The 17,291-nt window shown below is 62.7% G+C and carries 15 protein-coding genes and 1 tRNA gene; 7 read left to right on the top strand and 9 right to left on the bottom strand.

The genetic code is table 11. The features are described 5' to 3' along the window. Positions 1–6 precede the first annotated feature (6 nt). The 3 genes from ACTXGA_RS15325 (at position 7) to ACTXGA_RS15315 (ending at position 4,316) form a co-directional block, all read left to right on the top strand. On the top strand, positions 7–1,854 hold the full coding sequence (locus ACTXGA_RS15325) for a peptidylprolyl isomerase (RefSeq protein WP_443395113.1): 1,848 nt from the start codon (positions 7–9) through the stop codon (positions 1,852–1,854). 6 nt (positions 1,855–1,860) lie between these two features. Beyond that, complete coding sequence (trpE, locus tag ACTXGA_RS15320) at positions 1,861–3,375, top strand: anthranilate synthase component I (protein ID WP_443395111.1); 1,515 nt, start codon at positions 1,861–1,863, stop codon at positions 3,373–3,375. 104 nt (positions 3,376–3,479) lie between these two features. Continuing rightward, positions 3,480–4,316, top strand: a complete 837-nt coding sequence (locus ACTXGA_RS15315) for a HalD/BesD family halogenase (protein ID WP_443395109.1) — start codon at positions 3,480–3,482, stop codon at positions 4,314–4,316. 2 nt (positions 4,317–4,318) lie between these two features. Here the strand turns inward: ACTXGA_RS15315 and ACTXGA_RS15310 are convergent, their stop codons facing one another. Further along, positions 4,319–4,720 (bottom strand): SufE family protein, encoded by a 402-nt coding sequence (locus ACTXGA_RS15310; RefSeq protein ID WP_443395107.1) that lies wholly within the window; start codon positions 4,718–4,720, stop codon positions 4,319–4,321. A 120-nt stretch (positions 4,721–4,840) separates the two neighbouring features. Here ACTXGA_RS15310 and ACTXGA_RS15305 point away from each other — a divergent pair, with 120 nt between their 5' ends. Beyond that, entirely contained in the window at positions 4,841–5,347 is a 507-nt protein-coding gene (locus ACTXGA_RS15305; protein WP_443395106.1) for a hypothetical protein, read from the top strand. 4 nt (positions 5,348–5,351) lie between these two features. Here the strand turns inward: ACTXGA_RS15305 and rnd are convergent, their stop codons facing one another. The 3 genes from rnd to purM all read right to left on the bottom strand — a co-directional run bounded on the left by rnd (position 5,352) and on the right by purM (position 8,235). Next, positions 5,352–6,509, bottom strand: coding sequence for a ribonuclease D (gene rnd / locus ACTXGA_RS15300; protein WP_443395104.1), 1,158 nt, complete (start codon positions 6,507–6,509; stop codon positions 5,352–5,354). A gap of 89 nt (positions 6,510–6,598) precedes the next feature. Further along, positions 6,599–7,192 carry a phosphoribosylglycinamide formyltransferase gene (gene purN, locus ACTXGA_RS15295; RefSeq protein WP_443395103.1) on the bottom strand — a complete coding sequence of 198 codons (594 nt, stop codon included), beginning with the start codon at positions 7,190–7,192 and terminating at the stop codon, positions 6,599–6,601. Continuing rightward, on the bottom strand, positions 7,189–8,235 hold the full coding sequence (purM, locus tag ACTXGA_RS15290; RefSeq protein ID WP_443395101.1) for a phosphoribosylformylglycinamidine cyclo-ligase: 1,047 nt from the start codon (positions 8,233–8,235) through the stop codon (positions 7,189–7,191). The genes purN and purM overlap by 4 nt, the downstream gene beginning before the upstream one ends. Before the next feature lie 116 nt (positions 8,236–8,351). Here purM and ACTXGA_RS15285 point away from each other — a divergent pair. Continuing rightward, positions 8,352–8,428 (top strand) — tRNA-Ile (locus ACTXGA_RS15285). Between the two features lie 7 nt (positions 8,429–8,435). On the opposite strand, the gene ACTXGA_RS15280 is transcribed toward ACTXGA_RS15285, so the two are convergent. Next, entirely contained in the window at positions 8,436–9,977 is a 1,542-nt protein-coding gene (locus ACTXGA_RS15280) for a helicase HerA-like domain-containing protein (protein ID WP_443395099.1), read from the bottom strand. Between the two features lie 433 nt (positions 9,978–10,410). Here ACTXGA_RS15280 and ACTXGA_RS15275 point away from each other — a divergent pair, with 433 nt between their 5' ends. Beyond that, a complete protein-coding gene (locus ACTXGA_RS15275) occupies positions 10,411–11,004 on the top strand; it encodes an invasion associated locus B family protein (RefSeq protein ID WP_443395097.1) in 594 nt (197 codons plus the stop codon). Between the two features lie 82 nt (positions 11,005–11,086). Here the strand turns inward: ACTXGA_RS15275 and ACTXGA_RS15270 are convergent, their stop codons facing one another. Continuing rightward, complete coding sequence (locus ACTXGA_RS15270) at positions 11,087–12,055, bottom strand: DUF808 domain-containing protein (RefSeq protein WP_443395095.1); 969 nt, start codon at positions 12,053–12,055, stop codon at positions 11,087–11,089. 412 nt (positions 12,056–12,467) lie between these two features. On the opposite strand from ACTXGA_RS15270, the gene gap reads away from it, so the two are divergent. Beyond that, complete coding sequence (gene gap / locus ACTXGA_RS15265) at positions 12,468–13,472, top strand: type I glyceraldehyde-3-phosphate dehydrogenase (protein WP_443395093.1); 1,005 nt, start codon at positions 12,468–12,470, stop codon at positions 13,470–13,472. 101 nt (positions 13,473–13,573) lie between these two features. Here the strand turns inward: gap and ACTXGA_RS15260 are convergent, their stop codons facing one another. Genes ACTXGA_RS15260 through ACTXGA_RS15250 form a run of 3 tightly spaced genes read right to left on the bottom strand, consistent with a single transcriptional unit; the run spans position 13,574 to position 17,257 of the window. Further along, the gene (locus tag ACTXGA_RS15260; RefSeq protein WP_443395091.1) at positions 13,574–14,155 is read right to left on the bottom strand and encodes a YdeI/OmpD-associated family protein; all 582 of its coding nucleotides are present in this window, start codon (positions 14,153–14,155) and stop codon (positions 13,574–13,576) included. Next, a complete protein-coding gene (locus ACTXGA_RS15255; RefSeq protein ID WP_443395089.1) occupies positions 14,155–15,489 on the bottom strand; it encodes a sigma-54-dependent transcriptional regulator in 1,335 nt (444 codons plus the stop codon). The genes ACTXGA_RS15260 and ACTXGA_RS15255 overlap by 1 nt, the downstream gene beginning before the upstream one ends. Positions 15,490–15,496: 7 nt before the next feature. Continuing rightward, positions 15,497–17,257, bottom strand: a complete 1,761-nt coding sequence (locus ACTXGA_RS15250) for a sensor histidine kinase (RefSeq protein ID WP_443395087.1) — start codon at positions 17,255–17,257, stop codon at positions 15,497–15,499. Positions 17,258–17,291 lie beyond the last annotated feature (34 nt).

Here is a 17,291-nt window from a genome sequence, read left to right as displayed (position 1 = left end):
GTCATCATGGCGAAGAAAAAAGGCGGGACGGGTCGGATCCTTGTCTGGGGTTTGCTGGGCCTCCTGTTGCTGGCGCTTGGTGGCTTTGGCGCCACCAACTTTTCGGGCTCTGTCCGCTCCGTCGGCGCAGTCGGCGAGGCGCAAATCTCGACCAACGATTATTTCCGCGCCCTGCAGACCGAAATCCGCAATTTTCAACAGCAAAGCGGCCAGCCGCTGACGCTGCAACAGGCCGAGGCGCTTGGTCTGACCCAGCAGGTGTTAAGCCAGATGGTCGTGACGGCGGCGCTGGAACATGAGGCCGGGCAGCTGGGCATCTCCGTCGGCGATGAACGTCTGGCTCGCGATCTGCGCCAGATCCGCGCTTTTCAGGGCGTCGATGGCAGTTTCAACCGCGAGGCTTACAAGCTGACGCTGGAAAATGTTGGCCTGACGGAGCGCGAGTTCGAAGAGAAACTGCGCGACGAAGGGGCCAGCAACCTGCTGCAGGGCGCGGTTCTGGCGGGGGTGCGCCTGCCCGACGTCTACGTCGACACCCTGATCGCCTACACCGGCGAACGCCGTGCCTTTACCTGGGCCGAGGTTGACGACAGCACGCTTGAGCTGGGTGCGCCGGTTCCGACAGAGGACGACCTCAAGGCGCATTACGATGCCAACATCGACAAGTTCACGCGGCCGGAAACGCGCCGGATCACCTATACGTGGCTGACGCCGGAAATGCTGGTGGACACTGTGGAAGTGCCCGAAGACAGCCTGCGCGAAGCCTATGAAGAACGTTCGGCAGAGTTCAACCTGCCTGAACGGCGGCTTGTGGAACGGCTGGTGTTCAACGACAGCGCGGCAGCAGAGGCCGCTCTGGCACGGATCGACGCTGGTGAGGCCGCGTTCGAGGATCTGGTCACCGAACGCGGTCTGGATCTGGCCGATACGGACCTGGGCGACGTGACCCGCGAGGATCTGGACGATGCCGCCGAGGTTGTCTTTGGCGCAGAGGTCGGACAGGTCGTCGGCCCCGCACCCTCGACGCTTGGCCCGGCCCTGTTCCGCGTCAACGCCTTTCTGCCCGCGCAGACCACGCCGTTTGAAGAGGCGGAACCTGCCCTGCGCGGCGAGTTGGCGCTGGACCGCGCGCGCCGCGTGATCGACACGCAGGCGCAGGGCTTTGACGATGAACTGGCCGGGGGCGTCACACTGGAAGAACTGGCCGAGGGGACGGATATGGTGCTGGGCGAGATTGCCTGGACCGGAGACGAAGATGCCGACATTGCCGGATACCCGGCCTTCCGCGAGGCCGCCGAGGCGGTTCAGGAAAGCGACTATCCCTCCATTCAGCAACTGGGCGACGGAGGTCTCTTTGCCCTGCGCCTGAACGAGATTGTGCCCCCTGCCCCGATCCCCTTCGAAGAGGTCAAGCTGCGGGTCGAGGCCGACTGGCTGGAGGCTCAAAAGCTGGACGAGCGGTTCCGCCGCGCCGAGGCTTTGGCCGGGCAACTGGGCGAAGGCCTGACCTTTGAAGGGTTGGAACTGGATGCACAGACCGAAGAGGGCCTGACCCGGACCGCCTTTGGCGCGGACCTGCCCGCAGGCGTCCTTGAGGCCGTGTTCGAGATGGAGGCGGGCGATGTCCGCGCGATCCGCACCGATGACGGCGCCGTGGTGCTGCGGCTGGACGACGTCCTTGAGGTCGACAAGGAGGCCGACGAGGCGCTGCAACTGGCCCAATTGTTCCGCAACCAGGCGGCGCAGGACGTGGCGCAGGACCTGTTCCGCGCCCTTTCCACCGATATCCAGACCCGCGCGGGCGTCGAGATTGACCAGGCGGCGATCAACGCCGTGCATGCGAACTTCCAGTAGAGACCGATGGCCATTCTGACTCCTTCCTTCGACGGCTTTGCCGACGCCTATGAGGCAGGCCGCAACCAGGTGGTCTATACCCGCCTTGCCGCGGATCTGGACACGCCGGTGTCCCTGATGCTGAAGCTGACGGGCGCGGCCAAGGATGCGTTCGTTCTGGAATCCGTGACCGGCGGAGAGGTGCGCGGTCGCTACTCCATCATCGGGATGAAACCGGACCTGATCTGGCAATGTCACGGCACAAGCAGCCGGCTGAACCGCATGGCGCGGTTCGATCCGGATGCCTTCGAGCAACAGGATCAGGATCCCCTGACCGCCCTGCGCGCCTTGCTTGCCGAAAGCCGCATCGACCTGCCCGAGGACCTTCCGCAAGCGGCAGCCGGACTGTTCGGCTATCTCGGCTATGACATGATCCGTCTGGTCGAACGCCTGCCGGACGTGAACCCGGACCCGCTTGGCCTGCCCGATGCGCAACTGATGCGCCCCTCGGTCATCGCCGTGCTGGATGGTGTAAAGGGAGAGGTCACCGTCGTCTCACCCGCTTGGGTGCAGGACGGGCTGTCGGCCAAGGCAGCCTATGCACAGGCCGCGGAACGCGTGATGGACGCGGTGCGCGATCTGGAACGCGCTCTGCCGCAGGCCAGCCGCGATCTGGGCGATGCGGCCGATCTGGGGGAGCCAGTCTCCAACTTTTCCCATGCCGAGTATCTGGCCGCGGTCGAGAAGGCAAAGGAATACATCAAGGCCGGCGATATCTTTCAGGTGGTGCCCTCGCAGCGCTGGACGCAGGATTTCCCGCTGCCGCCCTTCGCGCTTTATCGTTCGCTACGCCGCACCAATCCCTCGCCCTTCATGTTCTACTTTAACTTCGGCGGTTTTCAGGTCATCGGCGCCAGCCCCGAAATCCTTGTCCGGGTCTTTGGCAAAGAGGTGACCATCCGCCCGATCGCAGGCACCCGTCCGCGCGGCGCCACCCCCGCCGAGGACAAGGCGCTGGAAGAGGATCTGCTGGCCGACAAGAAAGAACTGGCCGAGCATCTGATGCTGCTGGACCTTGGCCGCAACGATACCGGCCGGGTGTCCAAGATCGGCACCGTGAAACCAACAGAGCAGTTCATCATCGAACGCTACAGCCACGTCATGCACATCGTGTCCAACGTGGTGGGTGAACTGTCAGAGGATCACGACGCGCTGTCCGCCCTGCTGGCCGGTCTGCCCGCAGGCACGGTTTCCGGCGCGCCCAAGGTGCGCGCGATGGAGATCATCGACGAGTTGGAACCGGAAAAGCGCGGCGTCTATGGCGGCGGCGTGGGCTATTTCAGTGCGGGTGGTGACATGGATATGTGCATCGCTCTGCGCACCGCGATCGTGAAGGATCACAAGCTCTACATTCAGGCTGGCGGCGGCGTTGTCTATGACAGCGACCCCGAGGCCGAATACATGGAGACGGTTCACAAATCCAACGCCATCCGACGTGCGGCTGCGGATGCGGCGCGCTTCACCGGTGACGGCAACAGCTAAGCAACCAGCGGCTTTCGGACCGAAAGCGACAACTGCCACGTCGATTTCACGACAGAAAAAGGCGCTCTCCCTTGGTCCCATGACCCAAGATAAAGGAGAGCGCCATGGTTGCTGCCAGTGATCTGATCAACCTTGACCGTTATCCCATTGACGGGCCGGGGCGTGAGGCGCTTCTTGCGCAGGTGCGTACGGATCTGGCCCGGGACGGATGCGCGGTTCTCAAGGGGTTTCTGACACCTCTGGGCGTGCAGGCCGTTGCCGCCGAAGCGGATGCCGTGTCGGACAAGGGGCATCGCAGCTTTTCCCGCACCAACGCCTATTTCACGCAAGACGACCCTAGCCTGCCGGATACGGATCCAAGACGGCAATTCTATGAACGGTCCAACGCCTTTATTCCCGCTGACAATTTCGCGCGTGATGGGGCCCTGCGACAAATCCACGATTTCCCCGCTTTCGATCCCTTTATCCGCGACTGCCTGCAACAGGACCGGTTTTTCCGCTACGCCGATCCGCTGGCGGATGTGATCGTGAACATGGCAGTCGAGGGCAATGGATTCCCCTGGCATTTCGACACCAACAATTTCACCGTCACTCTTGCGATCCAGAATGCCGAGGGAGGCGGTTCCTTTGAATATGCGCCGATGATTCGATCCTCGGAGGACGAGCATTTCGCGGATGTCGCCGACGTGCTGAATGGGAATTCGGACAAGGTGGTCAGCCTGACACTGGAGCCCGGTGACCTGCAGTTGTTCAAGGGCCGCCACAGTCTGCACCGCGTGACGCCCCTGACCGGGCCGACACCGCGCTATGTTGCGATCTTTTCTTATGTCGAGGAGCCGGACATGGTCGGATCGCCGGAACGCACGCGGCAACTGTATGGGCGGGTCCTGCCCATCCATCTGGAGCGCGCCGGCCTGCGCGCGGATGCCTTGATCGACTAGTGTCAGCCGCCAGAGGATCGGATCCGCTCGATCATGGCACGCAAACCGTTGGAGCGCTGTGCCGACAGATGTTCGTGCAGGCCCAACCGGCCAAGCTCGGCCCGGGCGTCGACCTTGGCCACCTCGGACATCGGCAGCCCGTCATAAAGCCGATGCAACAGCGCAATCAGCCCCTTGACGATGAGCGCATCACTTTCACCCTGGAAATGGAAGACGCCATTTTCGGGGGCGATGTGCAGCCAGACCTGACTGGCGCAGCCTTCGACCTTTGTTGCGGGCACCTTCAGGGCATCCGGCAGTGGCGCCATCGCCTTGCCCATCTCGATCACCATGCGATAGCGGTCTTCCCAGTCCTCAAGGAACTCGAAATCTTCGACCACTTCTTCGAATGCTGCCTGCGCCATGGGACCCTCCGTTTTGCGGCAGACCTAGGCAGCTAAGGCGCAAAGGTCCAGAGCAAGAGCGCTTTTCAACCGCCGCGATCTGCGATAACCCTCTGGAAACTCCGGCAAGGGGCGTGGATCATGTTCAAACCGATTTCGGTTCTACTTCTTTCGGCATTCGTGCTGTCCAGCTGTGGCTCTGTGGCTGAAAGCCGCCTGAACCCGCTGAACTGGTTTGGCCGCAGCGAGTCGCGCCCCGTTCAGGTTGCCGAAGATGGGACAAACCCGCTGATTCCCTCACGGCGCTCCTCAATCTTTCGGGCCGAACAGGGGGCCGATTATCTCGGCTGGCCTTTGGGAGAGATCTCTGACCTCGTCGTGGAGCGGCGTCCCGGTGGCGCGATCATCAGGGCCACAGCCGTGGCCGATTATCAGGGCGCCTATGATCTGAAACTGGTGAAGGTTCCCGAGGAAAGCACCGGCGGTATGCTGACCTACGCCTTCAAGGGCGTACAGCCGCAACGGGCCCGGGGAACGGTGGCGTCGCGCACACATACCGCCGCCGTCTGGCTGACAGACAACCAGTTGCTGGGCATTCGGACCGTTCAGGTCAGGGGAGCACGCAACGTGCGCAGCGTCCGGCGCTGAAGCGTCAGAGCTCGATCACCGCGACATTCTTGCCCTTGGCCGCCAGTGCGATCTGACCGTCGCATAGTCTCAGCGCATCCTCGCCAAAAACCTCACGACGCCAGCCGTTGAGCGCGGGCACGTTCCTCTGACCCGCGGCAATCGCATCCAGATCCGCCGCCGGGGCGATCAATTTGGACGCCACGCCCGAGCTTTCGGTCTTGGCCTTCAGCAGCACGCGCAGCAGATCGGCCAGCGCGGGGTTCACCTGCAGTTTGTCGCGGTCGTTGTCGACCTTAGGCAGGTCATCCTTGTCACATTCCAGCCCGGCCTTCACCGCCGCCAGAATACCTTCGGCAATCGCCCCCTTGCGCGCCTCGCGCAGCACCAGCCGTGAACGTCCGAGATCGTTCATGTTCTGCGGCTTGGTCGAGGCAAGCTCGACCAGTGCATCGTCCTTGAACACACGGTTGCGCGGGATGTTACGCTCTTGCGCATAGTTTTCCCGGAAGGCGGCCAGTTCGCGCACGATGGCGAGGAATCGGGGCGAATTCGACCGCGTCTTTACCCGCATCCACGCGTTTTCCGGATGGGTTACATAAGTGTCCGGCGCGCTCAACGTGGCGAGTTCCTCTGCCACCCAACGGGCGCGCCCGGTCTGTTCCAGCTTGCGGGCAAGGAATTCGTAGATCTGCCGGAGGTGGGTCACATCCGCCAGTGCATAGGTCTTTTGCGCGTCGGTCAGCGGACGGCGCGACCAGTCGGTAAAGCGCGAGCTTTTGTCCAGCGATTGCTTGGCGATCTTCTTGACCAGCGTCTCATAGCCCACCTGCTCACCAAAGCCGCAGACCATGGCGGCCACCTGCGTGTCAAAGAGCGGTGACGGGATCACGCCGTGATCGATGTGGAATATCTCAAGATCCTGGCGCGCGGCGTGGAACACCTTGACCACGTTTTCGTTGCGGAACAGGTCCATCAGCGGATCCAGCGACAGCCCCTCGACCAGCGGATCGACGATCACCGCATCCGCATCATCCTTGCCCGGCATCGCCAGTTGGACAAGGCAGAGTTTCGAATAATAGGTGCGTTCGCGAAGGAATTCGGTATCGACGGTGACATAAGGCTGCTCTGCGGCGCGTTCGCAAAACTCGCGCAGGGCCTCGGTCGTTGTAAGTGTCTGCATAAGCCGTTGTTCTTCTGTTCTTTTGTTCATCGCTTCCGGCGCTGGGCCGCACTCTAGCGCAATTGCGGACCGAATGGAAATGGCCTGCCTCAGCCCAGCAAAACCGGGGTTCGGTCGCCGGATGCAAAGCGCCGCAGCACCTGCGGATACAGTTGATGTTCCATCTTCAAGACGCGCGCCGCAAGGCTTTCGGGCGTGTCGTCAGGCAGGATCGGCACCCGCGCCTGCCCGAGGATCGGGCCATCGTCCAGTTCCGGCGTCACCTCGTGCACCGTACAGCCCGCTTCTGTGTCGCCAGCCTCCAGCGCGCGGGCGTGGGTGTGCAGGCCGCGGTATTTCGGCAGCAGAGAGGGGTGAATGTTCAGCATCCGCCCTTCCCACGGGGTCACGAAACCAGCGGTCAGCACGCGCATGAAACCGGCCAGACACAGGATGTCCGGGGCATAGGGCGCAAGCGCCTCTTGCAGCGCCTCTTCGAATCCGGCGCGGTCGCCTTTGAACGGGCGATGATCCACCACCGCCGTCGGGACCCCAAATTCCGCCGCCTTCTTCAGGCCACCGGCGTCGGCGTTGTTCGACAGGACGAGGCAAGGCCGCGCCGGGTGTTCGGCGCCGGCCATATCCTCGACCAGACGCACCATGTTCGACCCGCCGCCGGAAATGAAGATGGCGACCTTCTTCAACCCAGCGATCCGCGATAGGTAACGCCCGCGCCTTGTGTGACCGTGCCAAGGCGATAAACGGTTTCCCCGGCCTCTGTCAGGTGGTTGCTGATGGCAAATTCGCTTTCGGCATCTACCGCCAGCACCATGCCCACACCGCAGTTGAAGGTCTTGAGCATTTCGGCCTCGGCGATATCGCCGATGCTGCGCATCCATTTGAACAGGTCCGGCAGGTCCCAGGCATCAAGGTCGATCTCCGCCCCCAGCCCTTCGGGCAGGACGCGCGGCAGGTTTTCTGTCAGGCCGCCACCAGTGATATGGGCCGCCGCATGCAGCCCGCCGGTTTCCAGCGCTTCCAGCACCGGTTTCACATAAAGGCGCGTCGGCGCCAGCAGCGCCTCACCCAGCGTTTTCCCGCCCCAGGGACAGGGCGCGTCCCAGCCAAGCCCGGACAGGTCCACCAGACGCCGGACAAGGCTGTAGCCGTTGGAATGCACCCCGTCCGAGGCCAGCCCCAGCAGGATGTCGCCTTCGGTCACCTCGGCGGGCAGAGCCCCTCCGCGTTCCATCGCACCCACGGCGAATCCCGCAAGGTCGAAATCGCCCGCCGGATACATGCCGGGCATCTCGGCGGTTTCGCCGCCGATCAGCGCGCAACCGGAGCGCACGCAGCCTTCGGCGATGCCTTCGACAACGCGCGCGGCAATGTCGGTTTCCAGCTTGCCGGTGGCGAAATAGTCCAAGAAGAACAGCGGCTCCGCCCCCTGACACACAAGGTCATTGACGCACATGGCCACAAGGTCGATGCCGACCCCGTCCACATGGCCGGTGTCGATGGCGATGCGCAGCTTCGTCCCTACGCCATCGGTGGCCGCGACCAGAACCGGGTCATTGTAGCCCGCCGCCTTGAGATCAAACAGCGCGCCGAACCCGCCCAGCCCGCTCATCACGCCAGAGCGATTGGTGCGCTTTGCCGCAGGCTTGATCCGTTCCACCAATGCGTTGCCCGCATCGATATCCACCCCTGCCTGGGCATAGGTCAGCCCGTTCTTGCCATCGCTCATTGGGATCTCCTTCGGGCCCGCGCCCCCGTTTGCGCCCGCGATTACCCCATCCCGCGCGCCCCTGCAACGTGTGCGCTTGACGCGGAAAGCGAAGCTGGTACGTAGAGCGACACGGTGGGCCTGTAGCTCAACTGGTTAGAGCAGGGCGCTCATAACGCCTTGGTTGCGGGTTCAAGTCCTGCCGGGCCTACCAATCCCCATCAACGCGCCTTGAACAATCCACCCAGAACGCCGCGCACGATGCGGCGGCCCGTGGTGCCGGTAAGTTCCTTGATCACCATATCGCCCATGGCGCGACCGAAACTCTTGCCCTTGCGCACCGGTTTCGAGGTCGAGCGGCTGACCCGCGAACCGGAATAGCGCCGCGCCGCGCGGTACTCCCGTGCCTCGGCCTCCAGCGCCTCTTCGGCGCGTTCGGCCTCTTCGGCGGCCTTTGCGGCCTCAGCGGCACGGGCGCGCAGGATTTCATGAGCGGATTTGCGATCCACGCTCTGGTCATATTTTTCGCCAAGATCCGAGGCCGTCATGACACCGCGCCGTTCCGTTTTCGTGATCGGCCCCAGTTGCGAGGACGGCGGACGGATCAGCGTGCGCTGCGCCACACCCGGCACGCCCTTTTTTTCCAGAAAGGAGGTCACCGCCTCCCCTACCCCGACCGTGCGGATCGCCTCTTCGATGTCGAAGGTCGGGTTTTCGCGATAGGTCTCGGACGCCAGTTTCAGCGCCTTGCGGTCGCGCGCGGTAAAGGCGCGCAGCGCGTGCTGCACGCGGTTGCCCAATTGGCCCAGAATATCCTCCGGGATGTCATCGGGGGACTGGGTGATGAAATAGACCCCGACCCCCTTGGAGCGAATCAGCCGCGCCACCTGTTCGACTTTCTCGATCAGCGCGCGCGGGGCGTCGTCGAACAGCAGGTGTGCCTCGTCGAAGAAGAAGATCAGCTTGGGTTTTTCCGGATCTCCGACCTCTGGCAGATCCTCGAAAAGCTGTGACAGCAGCCACAACAGGAAGGTCGCATAGAGCCGGGGACTGCCCATCAGCTTGTCCGCCGCCAGAATGTTGACCTGCCCGCGGCCGTCTTCCGTGACCCGGATCAGGTCCTGCAGGTCCAGCGCCGGTTCCCCGAAAAAGCTTTCACCGCCCTCGTTTTCCAGCACCAGAAGACGCCGCTGAATCGCCCCGACGGAGGCGATGGAGATATTGCCGTAGCGCAGTGACAGGTCCTTGCGGTTCTCCCCCATCCAGACCAGCATCGCGCGCAGGTCTTCGAGGTCGAGCAGAGGCAGGCCTTCCTCATCGCTGAGGCGGAAGGCGATGTTCAGGATACCTTCCTGCGCCTCGGTCAGTTCTAGCAGACGGGACAGCAGCAAGGGGCCCATCTCGGCCACGGTGGCGCGCACGGGATGGCCCTGATCGCCCAACAGGTCCCAGAAACAGACCGGAAAGCTGGCATAACCGAAATCGTCGAAGCCGATCCGCGCGCAGCGTTCCATGAATGCGCCGTGCAGCTTGTGATCATCACTACCGGCCTGCGCCAAACCCGACAGATCACCTTTGACATCGGCCATGAAGACCGGGACACCGGCGGCGGAAAAGCCCTCGGCGAGGATCTGCAGGGTCACGGTTTTGCCGGTCCCGGTGGCGCCCGCGATCAGCCCGTGGCGGTTGGCATAGCCCAGATCAAGATGCTGCTTTTCGGCATAGCCATCGCCCGCACCGCCAACGAAAATCCCTGAGTTCATGTTTCATCCTCTCCTGTCACCGCCCGAACATACATCCTTAACCATTTGATGCCAGTATGCTTCTGGTTCGGGGCGACATGTCCTCTCCTGTCCCGGACAGACTTCCTCCCTGTCAGACTGGCCGCGCCCACGGGCGCGGCTTTTTTGTTTTTGGGCGATCCAAATGTATAGGGCAAAAAAGTTGATGAAATCCCTGTTGACCGGAGGCCCGGCTTCTCGTAGCGTCGCGATCAATGACAAAGTCGGCCGGTCCGACAGGGAGTGAAATGAAAAGGGGCCCACGGGCCCCTTTTCTTTGTTTTCAGATGCTTTGACCCCGCGGAACCTGCAGCAATTCGCCTATGGCGCACGCGGTGGTGACAATTTCTTCCCTGACAGTCCCTCCGCCCCATGTTAAGCGAAGCCAAAGCAACGACTGGATTCAGAGGCTCCAATGAAGAAACCGATTATCCTTCTGTCCTTGATCGCCGCACTGGCCGGCGGAACGGCCTTTGCACAGGACGCCGAACAGCCGGAACTGCCCTCGCCGCCCGAAGGCACGCTTGATCTGGGCGAGCCGGTCGCCGGAGCCGATCCTCGCGCGCCCTATGTCAAGGAAGTCCACACCGACTGGACCGTTCGCTGCCTTGAGGTCAGCGAAGGCAATGAAATCTGCCAGATGTACCAGCTCCTCAAGGACGAAAACGGTGCAAGCGTCGCCGAGGTCAATATCTTCCGTCTGCAAGGCGGCGGACAGGCCGTGGCCGGTGGGGCCTTTACCGTTCCGCTGGAAACGCTTCTGACGCAAAAGCTGACCATCGCGATCGATGGCCGTGAGGCCAAACGGTATGACTACACCTTCTGCACCGTGCAGGGCTGCATCGCCCGCATCGGCTTTACCGCAGAGGACATCACCCGTCTGAAAGCGGGCAATGAGGCGGTCGTGACCCTGGTACCGGTTGTGGCCCCGGATCAGCGCGTATCGGTTTCGATGTCGCTGTCGGGCTTTACCGCGGCCTATGAACAGACCTCGGAACTGCAGCCCTGATCGGACCTGCATCCTGAATGACAAGGCGGCGCGCCCACCGGGGCACGCCGCCTTTTTCTTTGCTTAATGAAAATGGATGGCGTCAGTGCGCCTCTGCCTCTTCGCCGCCAAAGAGACGTGCCCAGATCGGCGCGACAAGCTTTGTCCCGACCGGAATCAGAATCAGGCCGATGACAAAGCCGATCACGAAATCGATGCCGGCGGTCACCCCCCATTCGATCAGTGCGTCGCCCTGCCCGATGGAATGCGCGATGTCATGCACGGTCTGATAAGGCGTCTTCCATCCCATTTCCTTCAACGAACTGGTGATGATGTGGCCACCGACCCAGAGCATCGCCGCCGTGCCGATGATGGCCAGCGCCTTTAGCAGCCAGGGCATGAACTTCACGATGAAGCGGCCGATACCCCGCGTGATGGCCAGACGCCCGACGCGGCTGAGCCAAAGGCCGACGTCATCCATTTTCACGATGATCGCCACAGCGCCGTAGACGACGAAGGTGATCAGAACGGCGACCACCGCCAGTGTCGCCGCCTGCATCCAGAAGTTCGGCGCATCAATCGCGGACAGCGAGATCACCATGATCTCTGCGGACAGGATGAAATCGGTCTTGATCGCGCCCTTGATCTTGGCTTCCTCCAGATGCGTGGGATCGCCCACATCGTGACTGCCATCCGGGCCGCCGGAATGCTCGTCATGCGGCATCAGCACATGCACGATTTTCTCGGCCCCTTCGAAACAGAGGTAACATCCCCCAAGGATCAGCAGCGGCCAGACCAGCCAAGGCGCAAAGGCCGCCATCAGCAGCGCCGCCGGCATGAGGAAGACCAGCTTGTTGATCAGAGACCCGCGCGAAATTCGCCAGATGATCGGCAGTTCGCGGGCGGGTTCGAACCCCTGAATGTACTTGGGCGTCACCGCGGCGTCGTCGATCAGAACGCCCGCGGTCTTGGACCCGGCTTTCATCGCCGCAGCACCGATGTCATCGACGGAGGCCGCCGCAACCTTTGCGATCGCCGAAACGTCGTCCAGAAGTGCCAGAAGACCACTCATGCCAGATACCCTCTATCGCGTTCATGGCAACCTAGGGTCACGGGTTTGGGCGATCAAGCTTGACTTGGCGCCGGGCGCGCCCTGTTGCCGCCAAGCCCCCATACCCCGCCGTGCCGCCCGGGGCTCGTAGCCCCCGCACGGGATCGGCCGCCTGTACCGCTCCGCCAAGGTAGAGTGCAGCGATCAGAACGCACCGCAGAATGCAGGAGAGATTCGGCCGGAAGGTCGTGATATGGCGCTTCCGCATCTTGCCTGACAGACGTTACCGCAAACGGTGGCAGAGCGTTAGCGCCACCAAGTCACAGATGGTCACGTTTAACGCTAACACACTGTTCTAAAATGCTTATCGGACTTTGCAGTCGCAGCATACCTCCGTATACGAAACGCCAACAGGTGTTTTCAGGAGATCAAGATGACTGTCACGATCGGGATCAACGGGTTTGGCCGCATCGGCCGCTGTACGCTGGCACATATCGCGGAATCCGCGCGCAACGACGTTCAGGTCGTCAAGATCAATGCCCCGGGACCGATCGATACCCATGCGCACCTCTTGCGGTACGACAGCGTGCATGGGCGTTTCCCCGGTGAGGTCAAGGTCCGCGACAATGCCATCGACCTGGGCCGCGGCCCGATCGATGTCATGTCCTCCTACGAATTGACTGATCTGGACTGGGGCGGTTGCGACGTGGTTCTGGAATGCACCGGACAGTTCAACGACGGCAACAAGGCCAACGCACACATGGCGCGCGGCGCGAAATCGGTGCTGATCTCGGCCCCCGCCAAGAACGTGCAGAAAACCATCGTCTACGGCGTGAACCACCGCGATCTGGTCAAGGGTGACACGATGATCTCGAACGGGTCCTGCACCACCAACTGCCTTGCCCCGCTGGCCAAGGTGCTGGATGAGGCCATCGGCATCGACAGCGGCATCATGACCACGATCCACAGCTATACCGGCGACCAGCCGACGATGGACCGGCGCCACAAGGATCTGTACCGTGCCCGCGCCGCCGCCATGGCGATGATCCCCACGTCGACCGGGGCCGCCAAGGCGCTGGGGGAAGTGCTGCCGAACCTCAAGGGCAAGCTGGACGGCTCCGCCGTGCGTGTGCCGACGCCGAATGTCTCTGCCGTCGACCTGACCTTCTACGCCAAGAAGGACGTGACCGTCGCCGATGTGAACGAGGTTGTGGCCGAAGCGGCAGGCGGACGCATGGGCGCCGTCCTGTCCTTCGATCCGGAGCCCAAGGTCTCGATCGACTTCAACCACACCACGCATTCCTCGATCTTTGCGCCGGACCAGACCAAGGTCGTCGGCAGCCGGTTGGTGCGGGTCATGGCGTGGTATGACAATGAATGGGGCTTTTCGGCGCGCATGGCCGACGTGGCCGGCGCGATGGGCCGACTGCTGCATTGAGCCTGTCCACGCGTGGACACGACGACGCCTCTGTAAGATCAAGGACTTACAGAGGCGTTTTTACGTCTGCTTAAGGTTTCGCCGTCTGCGACACCCGCATTTCAGCGGTCATGCATCCCCTTGCCCTGCAAAATCCGGGGGGCATGTTTTTCGATCCGGTTGACACGTGTCCCGGACTGTTTCGCCCCGGAAAAGAACAACGTGTAGCCGCGCCTGCGCCCGGGGGTCAGCGCCTCCCAAGCCACCCGGAACGGCTCATCCCTGTCCAGCCTGTCGGCCAGTTCATCCGGGAGATCCAGATCGTCCTTGGCGAAATCCACCTTGGCGCCGGATTTCTCGACCGCGATGGCGCGGGCGACGTAATCGCGGATCTGCTCGGATCGCGCCTGCACCTCTTGCGCAGTCTGAAAGCTGAAATATTTCGAGGCGCGCGAATTCTCTCCGGTCAGGATCAGCGCGCCTTCGGGATCGGGGATCAGCGTTCCCTTGAAGAACGCAAGGCGACAACCGTCGGAATAGCCACCGATGATCGCCACGTTCGATCCTTCAAAGCCATAACAGGCGGCGCCCCATTTCAAGGCCTCGGTCAGCGCCGTCTGTGCCAGTACCGTGCGCAGGGCCCGTTTCTCCGGGCCCCATTTCGGATCGGCAAAAAAGCTGTCCAGATCCTGCGCGCGCGGCATCAGAGATAGTCGGCGCGCGCCAGACCGTATTTGGCCATTTTTTCGTTCAGGGTTCGGCGCGGCAGGCAAAGCTCATCCATCACCGCCGAGATAGACCCCTTGTGACGGCGCATGGTGTTGTCGATCAGCATCCGTTCGAACGCCTCGACGTATTCCTTGAGAGGTTTGCCTTCGGTGGTCATGACCGGCTGCATGTCGTCGTGATCGTTCATCAGGAGCGAGGCAATGGTCCCCTGCCCCCGCCTCGATTGCAGCACGGCGCGTTCCGCGAGGTTGATCAGCTGACGTACGTTGCCGGGCCACGGGGCCTGCAACAGTTGCGCCGCCTCCTGCGCCGAGACCTTGGGCGCATCACAGCCGTATTCCTCGGCATAGCTTTCGCTGAGGCGGGTGAACAGCGTCAGGATATCCTCGCCGCGCGACCGCAGCGGCGGCACCGTGATCTTTAGCGCCGCAAGGCGGTAATAGAGATCCGGCCGCAGCGCCTGTTCGCAGGTGCGGCCCTCTTCCTGCAGGTTGGAAATGGCCACGATCCGGGTTTCCGGCGGGTTGCCCTGATCGTTGATCGCGTTAAGCAGACGGGCCTGCGCGGCATCGGACAGAACCTCAATGTCTTCCAGAACCAGCGTGCCCCCCCGTGCCTCTTCCATTGCAGGCAGGCGGGTGTCTTCTGGCAGCATCGGCCCGAACAGGCGGCGCGTCAGCGCGTCCTCATCCATCGCGCCACAGCTGACCAGCGTGAATTTCTTGCCCGCCCGGGTGCCGACGGCATGCATGGCATGCGCCACCAGCGTCTTGCCGGTGCCGGTCTCCCCTTCGATCAACACATGGCCGTCCGCCTGACCCAGATCGAGGATATCCTCGCGCAGACGTTCCATCGAGGGAGAGGCACCGATCAGCTTGGACATGATCTGGCTGCCGTCCGCCAGTTCCCGGCGCAGCGCACGAGTGTCCAGCGTCAGGCGGCGTGCATTGGTCGCTTTCTTGGCCAGTTCGGACATGCGGTCCGGGTTGAACGGCTTTTCAAGGAAATCGAAAGCCCCGATGCGCATGGCCTCGACCGCGATCGGCACGTCGCCGTGGCCGGTGATCATGATGACCGGCAGTGCGCTGTCCGCCCCCATCAGCTTCTTGAGAAACTGGATCCCGTCCATGCCGGGCATCTTGATGTCGGAAATGACGATGCCCGGGTAATCGGCATTGAGCGCGCCAAGCGCTTCTTCGGCGCTGGCAAAGGTTTCGGTATCGTAGCCGGACAGGGCCAGCCATTGGCTGATGGACTGGCGCATGTCCTGTTCGTCATCCACGATGGCGATTTTCATTGCATTGGCCATGGGCAGTTTACTCCGCTGCTTCTGTGGATTCGTTGAGGACGGGCAATTGCATCTCAAAGACGGCACCGCCGTCTTCTCCGTTGCGGGCGGTCAGACGACCACCCAATTCAGAGACAATCCCCGAGGAGATGGCAAGGCCGAGGCCGACACCATCGCCCGGTTGTTTCGTCGTGTAGAAGGGCTCAAAGAGCGCATCGAGGTCCTCGATCCCGGTTCCGTTGTCGCGCACGGTCAGCGTGGCGGTTTCGCCCGCAGCAAGGATGATTTCCACCTGCGGGTCGTCAACGGATTTGGTGGCGTCCAGCGCGTTGCGCAAGAGGTTGACCAGAACCTGTTCAATCCGCATGCGGTCGCCCATGACGCGCACGGGGCCTTCTGGCAGGATCTTGGTGATCTTCACGCGGCGCGATTTCAGCTGCGGTTCCATCATCGACAGCGAAGAGGCCAGCGCCTCTGCCATGTCCACGGGGCTGAGTTCATCCTGCCCCTTGCGGGCAAACCCCTTCAGCTGCCGGGTGATGGCGCCCATACGTTCAATCAGGTCGTCGATGCGGTGAAAGGCGCTCAGCGCCTCATCCGGGCGGTTGCGGCGCAACAGCAGGCGTGCGCCCGCGAGATAGGTCTTCATCGCGGCCAACGGCTGATTGAGTTCGTGACTGACGGCGGCGGACATTTCGCCCAAGGCGGCAAGCTTGGACGATTGCGCCAGCGACTGTTCCGCCACGGCAAGGTTCTTTTGTACCCGTTCCCGTTCCGCGATTTCGCGGCTGAGCCGGGCGTTCAGCGCGCGCAGTTCGGTGGCGTCACGTTGGAACAGCGCCATGCGGATCGCGGTCTTCCGTGACAGCGCGTAAAAGACCAGCGCCGCGAGAATGGCGAATCCCATGATCTCCAACGCCAGAACAGCATTCACCCGTTCGCGCACGCTGGAATAGGTGGTGAAGGTAATCAACGTCCATCCACGGAAGGGAATCCGCCCGTCGATCCGCATGACCGCCTCGCCGCGCAAGTAGGCGTCGGCCTGCGTCGCTGTCCAGTCGGCGGTGGCCCGGATGGCACGTTCGATGGCACCGTCGGCGGGCTGACGTTGCAGCGCCTCTTCGGGTGTCAACCCGCGCCAGCGCGGTTCTGTGGACAGGATGATGACGCCTTCGGCATTGGTGACCATCAGCGCATCGGTGATGCCCACCCAGGCGCGCTCGAACCGGGCCAGATCGACCTCGACCACGATGACACCCACCGTGCCGCCGCCGCTTTCCATCCGCCGGGCATAGGTGAACCCGTAATTGCCCGTCTCCAGCGGCTGCGCCGTGAAGACAGTGGTGTTGGAGCGCAGGGCCTCTACGAAATAGGCGGCCTCACGGTGCAGTTCGCCCAGCCGGTTGCGGTCACTGGCGGCCACGGTGCGCCCGTCGATGTCCAGCAGGATCAGAGAGGCGACGCCGATCTCATCCACGAAAGAAATCAGACGTTGCGAGCTTTGGCTGTAGTCCTGCGAGTTCAGAGCCGCAATCAGCGCCGGGTCCCGTGCCAGCAGTTGCGGAACGATGGCGTTGCGGCGCAGTTCGGAAATCAGGTTGCCCGAATACAGCGCCAGACGCAGTTCGGCGCGGTTGCGCGTGGTTTCGGTAAAGCGCTCCGTCAGCAGCCAGTTGGTTACCCAGACCGTCGCCACCGCCGCCAGCAGCAGCAGCACAAGCGCAAGCCTTGCCCGCCCCGAAAAGGGGCCGGTGCGCCGGTTGCCGGGTCTGGTAGGTTGCGTGGCCATGCCGCCCAGAGTACGCGCGGCGCGGCTTCGCCTC

The organism is Antarctobacter jejuensis (genome assembly GCF_052266595.1).
GTDB classification, from domain to species: domain Bacteria; phylum Pseudomonadota; class Alphaproteobacteria; order Rhodobacterales; family Rhodobacteraceae; genus Antarctobacter; species Antarctobacter jejuensis.
The sequence above is the reverse complement of the archived record's forward strand: the minus strand, read 5'-3'. Positions and strand labels throughout refer to the sequence as shown.